We start from the raw sequence: 13,548 nt of genomic DNA on the forward strand, positions 1-13,548 counted from the left end.
TCTAATGAGCCGCCTTTTTCTTATGCACGTTTTTCAATCGCCACGATGAATGGGGGATGATTGACTTGGTTGATAAATCCATAACGCAGGACGCCTGCCTGTTTTTGATCGAGGGACTCTACATAATGGAGCACCTCGTCTCGTTCGACTTTCCCACTTTCATGTCCGTGGTAAATCACGATGACGATAACGCCACCGACGGCCATGACGTCTAATAGTTGGGATAATGCGGCAATCGTCGTATTTCCGTGTGTCGTGATGGATTTGTCGCTTCCCGGTAAATACCCTAAGTTGAAGACGGCCGCGGTGATCGGCCGCGCTTCCTTTTCAACGACCGCTTGGACCGTATCATGACTATCATGAATCACGGTCACCCGATTACTGACACCCGATTTTTCAACCCGCGCCTTTGTGGCTGCTACAGCTTCTGATTGAATATCAAAGGCATAGACATGTCCTGTCTCGCCTACGGCATTCGCTAGAAACAACGTATCGTGTCCGTTCCCGGCCGTCATATCGATGGCGACCTGACCTTCCTCGATATGGTCATGTAGTAATTGTTTTGCAAAAGGTAGTACTCTCATTAATCCCATAGATCTCATCCTTCTTTTTTCCTTGGAAAGAATCCCGGCGCTCCAATTCCGCACGAATCTTGTTAAGCACCTGCATCTTGTGACGGCTCCATAATGGACCGATCAAGAGGTCGGGTGGACCGTCTCCTGTCAAACGATGGATAATCACCTCGGGAGGGATTCGTTCGAGTTGATCGCAGACGAGGGAGACGTATGTGTCTTCCTCCATCAAGTCGAGCAGTCCTTTCTCATATTGACGGGCGAGCGGTGTGTGTTTCAAGACGTGAAGTAAGTGGATCTTGATTCCTTGTATGTCCATTTTAGCAACTTCTCGTGCCGTGTCGAGCATCATCTCTGGTGTCTCACCTGGGAGACCATTGATGATATGAACGCAGACACGAATATTGTGACGGCGAAGTTTGGCAAGACCGGTCAAAAACGATTGATAGTCGTGCCCACGATTGATCTTTTTAGCGGTCGTGTCATGAATGGTCTGAAGACCGAGCTCCACCCAAAGGGACGTCCGTTCATTCAACTCTGCTAAATAGGCGACGACGTCGTCCGGTAAGCAGTCAGGGCGTGTCGCAATCGAGAGACCGACGACCCCATCCTCTTTTAATGCCGGTTCATACAATTCACGTAACCGCTCGACTGGTGCGTACGTGTTACTGAACGCTTGGAAATAAGCAATATATTTGGCACTCTTCCACTTCCGGTGGAGACGAGCCTTCACTTCTGCAAATTGAACGGGAATCGGGTCGCAAGCATTTCCCGCGAAATCACCACTGCCATCGTCCGAACAGAACGTGCATCCACCTTTTGAGACACGTCCGTCACGGTTCGGACATGTGAAGCCGCCATCGAGTGGCACTTTAAACACCTTGCCCCCGTACTCTCGTCGATACGCCTCATTAAGTGTATGGTAACGGTTTTGACCAAATGGATTCATGTTCATCTCTCCTTCCTTGCTCATCCTATCACAAACGAAAAATAACAAAACTTCATAATAAGTAATTTTTCTTGACACTTCCTTGGCGTTCGTTTAGGTTTGATAAGGAAATCTTGTCGATTCGGCCTTTTTGTGCCGATTTTTTTAATGTGATAGAAGAATGAAAGGAGGACTTGGTGTGAACAATAAAATGCCAATTTCGGTATGGATTTTAGTCATTGCGATGGCGCTCAATACAACGGCGGCGTCTTTTTTATGGCCGTTTAACACACTGTATATTCATGATTTTTTAGGTGAGTCGATGACGCTTGCCGGGGTGGCGCTTCTTGTGAACTCGGCGCTCGCGATTGTCGGGAACTACATCGGAGGGACGCTATTCGATCGAATCGGTGGGAAGACGACGCTGATGATCTCTGTCGGTCTCTTGCTCGCGAGCTCGCTTGGATTTTTACTGTTTCATGCCACGTTCTTCGGCTATCTCGTATGGCTCGGGTTGATCGGTCTTTCCGGCGGACTCGTCTTTCCGACCGTATATGCGTTTGCAGGTCTCATTTGGCCTGAAGGTGGACGTCGTTCGTTCAATGCGATTTATGTCGCACAAAACGTGGGGGTCGCCCTCGGAACGGCAATGAGTGGTCAAATCGCTCGACTTAACATCGAGTGGATTTTTTATGCGAACTTCTTCTTGTCAGTTTTATTTGTCGTGGTGCTCTTGTTTGGATTGCGTTATTTGAAAAACCCGGCACGCCCTGTCGTTCAGTCGCAACTCGAAGCGGCCGCCACGACACTCTCGAGTGCGACGATGAAGTCGATGTGGTATGTCGCCGTTGGTTATGCGGTACTTTGGTTCGTGTACGTGCAATGGCAAGGGACGATTGCCGTTCACTCGAAAGACCTCGGTGTCACAATCAGTCAATACTCACTCCTTTGGACAGTGAACGGGGCGATGATTGTCTTCGCACAACCGTTGCTCAATCGTGTCTTACGACAGTTTGAGGACGACTTAAAACGTCAACTGATCATCGGGGCATCCATTTTCCTCGGCGCGTTCTTGATTGTCCCATTCGCTGGTGGGTTCGGGATGTTCATGGTCGCGATGGTCGTCATGACCATCGGGGAGATGTTTGTCTGGCCGGCGGTTCCGACGATTGCGGCGAAACTCGCCCCTCCTGGGAAAGCTGGACAATACCAAGGGCTCGTCAATATCGCAGCATCCGTCGGTCGGATGATTGGACCGACGTTGTCTGGTTTTGTCTATGACATGTTCGGCATTACAGCAGTCTTCGGCATGCTTCTACTACTTGCTACGTTAGCCTTAACGCTATTTGTCATCATGAAAGACATTCGTGTCACAGAAAAATCAAGTTGACGTTGAATTTCAGAATGGGCTAAAATAGACTACGATGAATAGCAAGCGTTGAAGAGGACTAGTAGCGAACGTTCCGTTTCAAAGAGAGTCGATGGATGGTGTGAATCGATAAGCGGATGTTGTGAACTCGCCTTGGAGCTGTTTTCCTGAAACGAGTAGGGAAGACCGGGGTTACGCCTCGTTACCGGCGTCTCAAGTGGCAGCAATGCAACATGGGTGGTACCGCGGAGAGCTTTCAAGCCTTTCGTCCCATTTTCGGGGACGGAAGGCTTTTTATTATGCAGAGGAGGAAGAATGTTGAGTTATTTTAAACATCAAGAAATCGAGCCTAAGTGGCAAAAGCGTTGGGAAGAGAAAGAAGCATTTAAAACGACAGAAGACCCGGAGAAGGATTGTTTCTACGTCCTTGATATGTTCCCGTACCCATCCGGTGCTGGTCTTCACGTCGGTCACCCGGAAGGTTACACGGCGACGGATATCATCGCTCGTATGAAACGGATGCAAGGATATAACGTCCTTCACCCGATTGGCTGGGATGCGTTCGGTCTTCCTGCCGAGCAATATGCACTCGACACAGGGAACGACCCGCGTGAATTCACAGCGCGCAACATCGAGACGTTCCGCCGTCAGTTGAAAGAACTCGGATTCTCATACGATTGGGACCGTGAAATTAGCACGACGGACCCGAAATACTATAAATGGACGCAGTGGATCTTCACGCAACTCTTCGAACGTGGCCTCGCATACGTCGATGAAGTTGCGGTCAACTGGTGCCCGGCTCTCGGTACGGTCCTTGCGAACGAGGAAGTCATCGATGGCTTGTCAGAGCGTGGGAACCACCCTGTCTACCGTGTCCCGATGAAGCAGTGGGTGCTTCGTATCACGGAATACGCAGAGCGTTTGCTTGAAGACTTGGAAGGTCTAGATTGGCCTGAGAGCGTGAAAGAGATGCAACGCAACTGGATCGGCAAATCGGTCGGTGCCGAGGTCGACTTTAAGGTCGACGGTCATGATAAGATCGTCACAGTATTCACAACACGTCCAGATACGCTTCACGGGGCGACATACGTGACACTCGCACCAGAGCATCCGTTCACTAAAGTGATCACGACGCCTGAACAATCGACGGCAGTCGAAGCATACATTGAGGAAGTCTCGAAGAAGACGGACCTCGAGCGTACAGACCTTGCCAAAGAGAAGACAGGTGTCTTCACGGGCGCTTATGCGATCAACCCGGTGAACGGCGAGAAACTTCCGATTTGGACAGCGGACTACGTTCTCTCGACATACGGAACAGGTGCGGTCATGGCCGTTCCTGCACACGATGAGCGCGATTATGAGTTTGCGAAAACGTTCGACCTCCCGATCCGTGAAGTCGTCAAAGGTGGAAACGTGGAAGAGGCGGCTTACGTCGAAGACGGTGAGCACGTCAACTCTGGTAGCTTGAACGGACTTAATAAAGCCGATGCCATCAAGACGATCATTGAAGAGCTCGAAGCTAGTGGCACAGGGCGTGCGAAGACGACATACCGTCTTCGTGACTGGTTGTTCAGCCGTCAACGTTACTGGGGCGAGCCGATTCCGGTCGTCCATATGGAAGACGGAACGATGAAGACGGTACCGGTCGAAGAACTTCCGCTCGAACTTCCGATCATCGATGAAATCAAACCATCTGGTACAGGTGAGTCGCCACTTGCGAACGCAGAAGAGTGGTTGACGTATACAGATCCGGTCACAGGGGAAAAAGGTCGTCGCGAGACGAACACGATGCCACAATGGGCAGGTAGCTGCTGGTACTACATCCGTTACATCGATCCAGATAACGAAGAGATGATTGCGGATCCTGAGAAACTCAAGCGTTGGCTTCCAGTCGACTTGTATATCGGGGGTACGGAGCATGCCGTTCTTCACTTGCTCTACGCACGTTTCTGGCATAAAGTACTCTTTGATATCGGTGTCGTCCCGACGAGCGAACCGTTCCAAAAACTCTACAACCAAGGAATGATCCTCGGTGAGAACAACGAGAAGATGTCGAAATCTCGTGGGAACGTTGTCAACCCGGATGATATCGTGAAGTCGCACGGAGCCGATACACTCCGTCTTTACGAAATGTTCATGGGACCACTTGATGCGGCCATCGCATGGTCGACGAATGGTCTTGACGGGGCACGTCGCTTCCTCGACCGCGTCTGGCGTTTGTTCGATCAGACGAACTTCGCAGACGTGGCGCCGACTGCCGACTTTGAACGCACGTATCATCAGACGGTGAAAAAAGTCACGGAGGATTATGAAGCCCTTCGCTTCAACACGGCAATCTCGCAGTTGATGGTCTTCGTCAATGAAGCGAACAAACAAGAGACGTTGCCGAAATCGCAAATGGTCGACTTCATCAAGATGCTTTCACCAGTCGCGCCGCACTTGTCTGAAGAGTTGTGGGAGAAGATGGGTATGACGGAAGAGTTAACGTATGCGGCTTGGCCGACATACGATGAGTCAAAACTTGTGAGCGACACGATTGAAGTTGTCATCCAGGTGAACGGGAAACTCCGTGCGAAAATGCACGTCTCTCGTGACGCATCAAAAGAAGCACTTGAAGCGGAAGCACTCGGGAACGAGCGTGTCCAAGAGTTCACAGAAGGCAAGACGGTTCGTAAAGTCATTGTCGTTCCTGGAAAACTCGTCAATATTGTAGTGGGGTAACAAAAAGAATGTGTGACATTGTCGCACATTCTTTTCTTTTTGGTGAGGTCATTTTCTTTTATGGACGGTTTTGATACACTAAAGGGCGATACTGAAGTAGAAGGGGACGACATGTCCATGAAACGTTCTTATGTGCTATACACGACACTATGTGCCGTCGTGGTCGGTGTGATCCTTTGTTATGTTTTTGTCTTTTCAGATGAAGAGATTCAACGACAGGTCGCCTCGACATTTGAAAAAATTGATATTCAAACGAGTCATCAAACGGCATCCCTTCCACCCGTGGAAGCGGCGCAGGATGATGAAGATATCGATACGACCGATGCCCTCGAACAAATCAGTCAAATCGATGAAGTGTACTACAGTGACACGATCGGGGCATATTTGGTCTTAACCGAACAAGCTGAATTTTTTGAGGTGAGTGGAAACGGAACGCGCGTCAATTCGGTGCTTCAACTTGAGAATTCAGGGAAACAGCGCCTCGATGATTTTATCGGAATGCGCATGGTCGAAGAAGATCTTGTGTATGCGGTCTCAGCGAACGGTACGCTCATTACAATCGAGCGAGAAGAAGGACGCTGGGTCGAGAGACCACGTAAACAAATCAAAGGACTCGTGTCGGAAGACCGAATCTTTGGTCTTGGTTATGACCGGGAATCGAAGCGTCTGTTCATGATGAATCGCTTGGCGGATACACCGGACCTTGAGCTCCTTTATATCGAAGAACGGGAGATCGAACCGGAGACTCCAGCCGATGACAAATCATCAGAAGCGTCAACTGATGCTGACACGGCTACTCCAAAAACAGAAGAATCATCGGAAGACACAACGACAGAGAACGTCTCGACGAATGACGACGCCTCGAGCGAATCGGCTGTATCTGAAGACGCGCCTGAAAATGAGTTGAACGAACAACAAGTGGAAGAAGAGAATCAAGAGCCCGAAACCGAATGGATGCTTGATTCACGCCAAGCGTTGTCTGCTGACGGGATGAGCGCCTCGATCCAACAGAAGTTTGAGCGATTCGAAGGAGTCGGCCTTGTCGAGCGACAAGGACGCATCTACGTGCTCGACTCAGAAGAGCTCGTCCTCTACACAGTCAATCCGGAAGAAGAGACCATCAACGGTCAGATGGTGACGCCTCGCGTATATGACTCGACCGGTATGTTTTTACAAGACAATGAAATCTTTGCAATCGTCCACCCGGAAGTATTCGATTTGGATGCATTCGTGTCTGTGGACTAACAATGGGGGAAGAACAGATGAGCAAACGTTACTTTTTTGAAGAAGTGAAACAATTTCATGAAACTTTTGGACATCCAGGAGCAAAATCGCCGCAACCGTTGACGCTTGATCGTGCGACAAAACGCTCGGTTTGGACGGCAGAGGAAGCGGTCGTCGAGTTTTTGCATCAATCATCGCAATCGGAAGAAGAGTTTTTACAAGCCATCGAGCAATTCCAAGTAGGATTCCAGAAAGCAGTCCAAAAATCATTACAAGACGCACCGCCATCGGATGATGTGGAACGTCTCGTCGGACAAGGGGATGCGTTAACGGACGCGTTATATTTTGTGATGGGCAGTTTCGTTGAACTCGGACTCGATCCCGTTCCGTTGTTTGAAATTGTCCAGCGTGCCAATATGGCGAAACTTGGACCGGACGGGAAGCCGATTTTACGCGAGTCGGACAATAAAGTTATGAAACCTGAAGGATGGATGCCACCGGAGCCGGAGCTCGAAAAAGAAGTGCGTCGTCAAATCGCAGGGAAAGAATAATCATAAACGGCTTGAGCCCTCATTAGAAAGGGTTCGAGTCGTTTTTTATTGTTGTGGTCGTGACGATATCATGTTATTAGAGGGTATCGGAAAGGTCATAAGAGTAATTTATGGTATAATTTAACATAAGCAAGCGAGCGATGAATATTGATTATTGAGATGGAGGTCATTCAGCTGAAAAAATTATTCGGTATTCTATGTTGTAGTTCAGTACTTCTGTTAGCAGCATGTAGTGATGATGAAAAAACGTCTGAGCCTGATGTTTCAATCGAAACGATAAAAATAAACGAAGAGAATGAATTGACAATCGTTCCGCTTTACACCCAATACCAACAATATTTGAATGCATCCCTTGAAACAACCGATGCGGAGGAGAACAAACAGAACTTTAAAAAGTATGTATTAGATTACATAGGGGAGGTCGGACAGGAAGAAAAGATTGATACATCCCTCATCAAAACAAATTTTTTATTAAATCCGACTCCTCATAAGCAACAATTGCTGAAGCAACTGGATACGTTAATCAATCAGCACGACGAGATTAAAGAGATTATTGCATCGACATACGAAGATTCAAATCAAATCCTTCCTAAAAAGAAGGGTATGGTGTTTGTTGCCCCTTACAATCCTGAATTCTTCTACGATAGTGAAGCGTTGGAAGGTGTGGCCGGCCAAGCCTATAATGATACCTTCATCTTGTTTCTCGATACAGATTTTGACAAAGGTGTGCTAGCCCATTCGACGGCTCATGAGTATCATCATCTGATTCTTTATGATCAACCTGAGTTCCGTCTTAATACAATTCTTGATTCTGTCATCATTGAAGGGAAAGCCGATACGTTTGCCGACCGCATTGTCAAAGGGGTAATTCCACCATGGTATGCACCAATCGATGATGCGACCATGGAACATATCGCGAGCCGAGTGAATGATTATGAAACGTCCCACACCGATTTTGTAGTCGGTAATTATCAAAAAGATATGCCACGTTGGAGTAACTATATTCTAGGGAGGGATGTGCTCCATGACTATTTGACGGCGCACCCAGAGCTGTCGATTCCCGAATGGACGTTCAAAGAAGGTCATGAAATTTTAGAAGGATACAAATATCGAGATGTGATGGAATTGGAAAATTAAGTCGAAAAGGATGTGAAAAAGGCTTTATCCTGAATGAGACAGGATCAAGCCTTTTGATTGTTAGTGAGCATAATAGTACGTAGCCAATACGTTAGACCGAACCCTTTACCGCTCTGTCGCCAGTTCAGCTGCGTGCGATCCGGCACAATGTCCCGTTGTGAAAGCGGCCGTGATGTTGTAGCCACCTGTGTATCCATGAATGTCGAGCACTTCACCGGCAAAGAAAAGGCCGGGTGCTTTCTTTGACATCATCGTCTGTGGCGCAACTTCTTTAACCGAAACGCCGCCACCTGTGACGAACGCTTTATCAAAGTCGAGTGTCCCGACGGCGTGCATCTCGAACATTTTCAAACGTGTTGCGAAATCAATGACGGATTGCTTTTTCAACTGACTCGCATCTTCTTCTCCAAATGCGAGTTCTTCGAGCAATAAGTCAAGAAGTCGCTCAGGGATGTAGCCTTTCCATACATTTTTAACGGCACGCTTCGGTTGGCTCTGTACTTGGTTCCACAGTTCCTGAACGAGCGCATCTCGTGACGTGTCCGGGAAGAAGTCGAGTGACAAGAGGACGACCTGTTCTTTGCTTCGCTTTCGTTCTTTGATCGTATATTGACTGCAACGGAGCGCGATTGGACCAGAGATCCCGAAATGGGTAAAGATCATGTCGCCTTGGTGCGTCTTGATGGCCTTTCCTTTTTTGCCGTGCACGGTCAACGCGACGTCCCGTAACGATAGTCCTTGAAGTTGTTTCGTTCCGATGAACGCGTCATTCAATTTGATTGGCACCTCTGTTGGGAAGAGTTCCGTGATGGTATGTCCTGCCTTCTCTGCCCATGGATAGCCGTCCCCGGTCGAACCGGTGTGCGGGACAGACTGACCGCCGACCGCGACGACGCAAGCTTTCGCCTCGAGCATCTCACCGTCCATCAACTCGACCGCATGAAACTCGTTTTCTTCATTAAAATGTAGCGTTTTGACTTCAGCCTTTTTTCGAATCTCGACGCCGAGGTCTTCAATCGCCCGAAGCAACGTGTTGACCACATCCTGTGCCTTATCCGTCACAGGGAACATGCGCCCGTTGTCCTCTTCTTTCAACGGAATCCCGAATCCAGTGAAGAGGTCGATAATCGATTGATTGTCGAACTGAGCAAGAGCGCTGTATAAGAAACGACCATTGCCTGGGATGAACTGAATCAATTCATCGATTGGCTTTCGGTTCGTGACGTTACAACGTCCTCCACCTGAAATGGCCAATTTTCGACCAAGTTTTGAACCTTTATCAATCAGCAAGGTCGAAGCGCCACTTTTTGCCGCTGCATATGTTGCCATGAGCCCGCTCGGCCCTCCACCGATGACGATGACATCTTTCATAGGGTATCTCCTCATTTCTTCACCTATATGATTAGTAAAATTATCGTAACTTTATTATCCGTAACAGTAAGAGTATAATGAGAAGCGGTTGTTTTGTAAAACCGAATTCATTGAAATCGTTGATTTATAGATGGAGGTACCTCATGTCATCAAGCGCCAAACAAGATTCTGGAAGAGCCTCCTTCGTCAAAGGAACGCTTCTTTTATCAGCGGGAAACTTGATTTCCCGAATGTTAGGACTATTGTATACCTTTCCGTTCCAAGCGATGGTCGGGATTGCCGGAGTGACATTATATCAAGCTGCATATACGTATTATGCGATCATGATCTCCATTTCGACGGCAGGGATTCCCGTTGCCGTTTCGAAATTTATCGCAAAATATAATGCACTAGGAGAATACGGGACGAGTCAACGACTGTTCCGACAAGGGATGAAGCTGATGCTTGCGACCGGTGTCGTCGCTTTTTTATTACTCTTTTTTGCGGCACCATGGCTATCCGAACTGATGGTCCGAAACTCGGAGAACAATCAGCAATACATTGACTCACTCACCCTCGTGACACGAAGCGTCAGTTTTGCCTTACTGCTCATCCCGGCGATGAGTATGGTACGTGGTTATTTCCAGGGACATCAAGACATGGCACCGACGGCAATCTCACAAGTGGTCGAACAGATTGTACGCATCCTGTTCCTCCTCAGTGGAACGATGCTCGTCTTGTTCGTCTTTGCGGATTCAAACTTCATTCAACCGATTGCCAATGCCCTTGGAGGGACGCAATCTGTTGAAACGACTGAATTGAACGGGTTGAAAGTCATTGCCGTCACGATTGCGACGTTCAGTGCATTCATCGGGGCAATCGGTAGTTTCGCCGTGCTCATCATGTATTGGAAACGTCGAAAAGACATTCATCGTCAGACAGAGAATCCGGCGGGCACACCGGTCCGCTCGATGAAATCGTTGTTGCTCGAATTGCTTAGCTATTCGATTCCAATCGTGATGGTCGGGGTATCGACCCCTCTCTATCAATTGATTGACCAGTTGACGATGGTCAATACGTTGCTCAGTACGGGTGCGACCGTTTCTGAAGCAACGTCGGCGTATGGCTTTTTGACCGGGAACGCCCATAAAATTGTGTTGATTCCAGTCTCTGTCGCGGCGAGTGTATCGATGGCGACGATCCCGCTTGTGACTCGTTCGTTCACGACGGGGGACATGCAAAAAGTTCGGAATCAAGTAAACCATATTTTCCAAGTCTCGTTCTTCGTAACGATTCCTGCGGTCATTGGTCTCGTAGCACTTGCGGAGCCATTGTTTGGCACCTTGTTCCCGGGTGACCGTGAAGGATGGGTATACTTGTTCCACTACGCACCAAGTGCCTTCTTCTTGGCCTATTACTCGGTCGCGGCTGCGATTCTCCAAGGGATTAACCGTCAGTACTTCACCATCTTTGCCACATCGATGGGACTGTTGACGAAACTTGCATTGAACGTACCGCTCGTCTATTGGCTCGGCGGAATCGGAGCCGGGTACGCGACCATCGCTGGATACATCGTAGCCATTATTCTCATGGTATGGATGATTCAACGAACGCTCCACTTCCCGTATAAGCAACTGCTTCGTCGCACCATCTTGATGTTCTTGATGGGTGGGGCGATGTTCGCTGCCGTCTTCCTCTCTCTTCTCGTTACAATGAATGATGAGGCGAGTTGGGGGAACGACATTTTTGCGACAATCGTGGGAGTGACAATCGGCGTTCTCGTATATGGATACCTCGGGTGGCGGAGCCATCTCGCAGGGAAATTACTAGGGAAACGCTTTGAATATCGGAGGAACGGATAATGCGAATTGATAAATTGCTATCGAACATGGGATATGGTTCAAGAAAAGATGTAAAAATCTTATTGAAACAAGGAGCAGTGCGAGTCGATGAGACACCTGTAAAAGATGCGAAACGGCACGTCGACCCAGCATCAGAGAAAGTCACGGTGTTCGGGGAAGTGGTTGAGTATCGTCCCTACATCTATTTCATGATGAACAAGCCGGAAGGGGTCATCAGTGCGACTGAAGATCAAGTCGAGACGACAGTCATCGACTTGATTGATTCTGAGTATACCCATTATGACCTCTTCCCGGTCGGTCGTCTCGATAAGGACACGACGGGACTGCTCCTCATCACAAACGATGGCGCATTCAATCATGCGCTCATGTCACCTCGCAAGCACGTCGACAAAGTATACATCGCCGAGGTCGACGGGGAGATGACAGTAGAGGATATCAAGACGTTCGCGAATGGGGTCGAGTTAGAGGACGGATATACGACGAAGCCGGCCCGTCTTGAAATACTGAGCAAGAGCGGACGTCGGTCGGTCATTCGCCTCACGTTGTCTGAGGGGAAATATCACCAAGTGAAACGAATGGTCGCGGCGGTCGGCAAACATGTCGAACGATTGGAGCGTGTTCAAATCGGAAAGTTAGAACTCGATGAGACGCTTGAGCTCGGGGCATATCGTGAGTTGACGGAAGAAGAAGTTCAACTGTTTCTTCAATCATAAGAAGATGAGAGAATCTGTCTGATGGGACGGATTCTCTTTTTGTATAAAAAGCTCTGTTTTTCGATTATATCTTTTTGAAAATGGCATCAAAATCATCACGCCAAGAGTCAACCAACCAGTCGTTATATCTGTGATACAAAGGAACAAGTGGTTCAACTTCATTTGAACTTATGATACAACCTCGATCATCGTACATTTGAAACACGATGTTCTTTTCGGTGCTAATAAAGTAAACAGCTTGTCCAATTGAAGGTTCTCTTCCTTGCTCGTAATTTCCTATACCTCTAAGGATTTTCTCGTAAGAGATTGACTTGATCTGCGAGGATACAAATTTTGCTTTATATTCATGTTTGATTTCTATAAATTCCCCTGTTATTTCGTCAATATCTTCATTTAATTCAAATAACGTTTCTTCTTCAATCTGTTGTTTCATGAATAAACCATACAAATATTCGGGAGTGGTATTCCCGAACATGATGTCCTCTGTTTCGTTCCAATCCTTGATAAAGATATGGATGTAATCATCAGATTGAAACACTTCCTCGAACAATGTAGTTACTCTGTTTACAACTTGCTCTATTCTCTCATCCGTTCCGTTTTTATACGGTTCGCCAAGTTCGAATCTTAGATGGACTTCTCCAGATAGGTTTGGGAAATTGTCCTCTATGTACTTCATTATTTCTTCTTTCACATCATCACCTCATCTTAAGCAATTGATACAATCTAAAACCACAAAACCTTCATTCATAAAAAAGAGACCTAGCATGCAGGTCTCTTGAATATACATATACAATTCAATTTGCCGTCTTGAGTGAACGTTTTGATGAAGTCCACGTGCCACGGCTAGGGCTCTCCACAAGGTTATTGTACTCAAGTACGTTCAAATCACGTTGCACGGTACGTGACGTGATGCCGAACTCTTCTACTAGTTCTGAAGTGGTAACGGATTCCCTTTCATTGATGAACAAATAAATGGACTTGATGCGCGTTAACATCCGATCTGTTGAGCCTTTCATTGGATAACCTCCCAATGTGTAGAATAATAATAAACCATACCTACAGACGACAAAATGAAATATAAAATTGTTATTTTCTAAAATTACACCTTTAGTATACCGCTC

Annotated in this window: 12 protein-coding genes and 1 other annotated feature; of the genes, 7 read left to right on the top strand and 5 right to left on the bottom strand. The window is 47.6% G+C overall.

The genetic code is table 11. The annotated features are described in order from the left end of the window. Nucleotides 1-20: 20 nt before the first annotated feature. Both mnmM and mnmL read right to left on the bottom strand, forming a co-directional pair. A complete protein-coding gene (mnmM, locus tag KNO70_RS04070; protein ID WP_078147227.1) occupies nt 21-593 on the bottom strand; it encodes a tRNA 5-(aminomethyl)-2-thiouridylate-methyltransferase MnmM in 573 nt (190 codons plus the stop codon). After that, nucleotides 547-1,521, bottom strand: coding sequence for a tRNA modification radical SAM protein MnmL/YtqA (gene mnmL / locus KNO70_RS04075; RefSeq protein ID WP_214683932.1), 975 nt, complete (start codon nt 1,519-1,521; stop codon nt 547-549). The genes mnmM and mnmL overlap by 47 nt, the downstream gene beginning before the upstream one ends. A 178-nt stretch (nt 1,522-1,699) precedes the next feature. Between mnmL and KNO70_RS04080 the strand changes: the two genes are divergently transcribed. The 5 genes from KNO70_RS04080 to KNO70_RS04100 all read left to right on the top strand — a co-directional run bounded on the left by KNO70_RS04080 (nt 1,700) and on the right by KNO70_RS04100 (nt 8,502). After that, nucleotides 1,700-2,890, top strand: coding sequence for an MDR family MFS transporter (locus KNO70_RS04080; RefSeq protein ID WP_240499836.1), 1,191 nt, complete (start codon nt 1,700-1,702; stop codon nt 2,888-2,890). Between the two features lie 39 nt (nt 2,891-2,929). Then, nucleotides 2,930-3,145: a binding site (T-box leader), on the top strand. A 39-nt stretch (nt 3,146-3,184) separates the two neighbouring features. Beyond that, the gene (gene leuS, locus KNO70_RS04085; RefSeq protein WP_078147224.1) at nt 3,185-5,590 is read left to right on the top strand and encodes a leucine--tRNA ligase; all 2,406 of its coding nucleotides are present in this window, start codon (nt 3,185-3,187) and stop codon (nt 5,588-5,590) included. A 117-nt stretch (nt 5,591-5,707) separates the two neighbouring features. Continuing rightward, a complete protein-coding gene (locus tag KNO70_RS04090) occupies nt 5,708-6,835 on the top strand; it encodes a hypothetical protein (protein ID WP_251030064.1) in 1,128 nt (375 codons plus the stop codon). Between the two features lie 17 nt (nt 6,836-6,852). Continuing rightward, nucleotides 6,853-7,365, top strand: a complete 513-nt coding sequence (locus KNO70_RS04095) for a pyrophosphohydrolase domain-containing protein (RefSeq protein ID WP_147536597.1) — start codon at nt 6,853-6,855, stop codon at nt 7,363-7,365. Between the two features lie 159 nt (nt 7,366-7,524). Next, complete coding sequence (locus tag KNO70_RS04100; RefSeq protein ID WP_214811280.1) at nt 7,525-8,502, top strand: DUF2268 domain-containing putative Zn-dependent protease; 978 nt, start codon at nt 7,525-7,527, stop codon at nt 8,500-8,502. Nucleotides 8,503-8,607: 105 nt separating this feature from the next. On the opposite strand, the gene KNO70_RS04105 is transcribed toward KNO70_RS04100, so the two are convergent. Then, nucleotides 8,608-9,873, bottom strand: coding sequence for a BaiN/RdsA family NAD(P)/FAD-dependent oxidoreductase (locus KNO70_RS04105; protein ID WP_214730460.1), 1,266 nt, complete (start codon nt 9,871-9,873; stop codon nt 8,608-8,610). A gap of 143 nt (nt 9,874-10,016) precedes the next feature. Here KNO70_RS04105 and KNO70_RS04110 point away from each other — a divergent pair, with 143 nt between their 5' ends. Continuing rightward, nucleotides 10,017-11,714, top strand: a complete 1,698-nt coding sequence (locus KNO70_RS04110; RefSeq protein WP_074036450.1) for a putative polysaccharide biosynthesis protein — start codon at nt 10,017-10,019, stop codon at nt 11,712-11,714. Beyond that, nucleotides 11,714-12,427, top strand: coding sequence for a pseudouridine synthase (locus KNO70_RS04115; RefSeq protein ID WP_214687040.1), 714 nt, complete (start codon nt 11,714-11,716; stop codon nt 12,425-12,427). Before KNO70_RS04110 ends, KNO70_RS04115 begins: the two co-directional genes overlap by 1 nt. Nucleotides 12,428-12,491: 64 nt before the next feature. On the opposite strand, the gene KNO70_RS04120 is transcribed toward KNO70_RS04115, so the two are convergent. Both KNO70_RS04120 and KNO70_RS04125 read right to left on the bottom strand, forming a co-directional pair. After that, nucleotides 12,492-13,118, bottom strand: coding sequence for a DUF3885 domain-containing protein (locus KNO70_RS04120; protein WP_078147221.1), 627 nt, complete (start codon nt 13,116-13,118; stop codon nt 12,492-12,494). A 103-nt stretch (nt 13,119-13,221) separates the two neighbouring features. Further along, nucleotides 13,222-13,443 carry a DeoR family transcriptional regulator gene (locus tag KNO70_RS04125; protein ID WP_012726776.1) on the bottom strand — a complete coding sequence of 74 codons (222 nt, stop codon included), beginning with the start codon at nt 13,441-13,443 and terminating at the stop codon, nt 13,222-13,224. Nucleotides 13,444-13,548: the final 105 nt, after the last annotated feature.

It is taken from the genome of Exiguobacterium sp. s181 (assembly GCF_018617125.1).
Taxonomy (GTDB): Bacteria; Bacillota; Bacilli; order Exiguobacteriales; family Exiguobacteriaceae; genus Exiguobacterium; species Exiguobacterium profundum.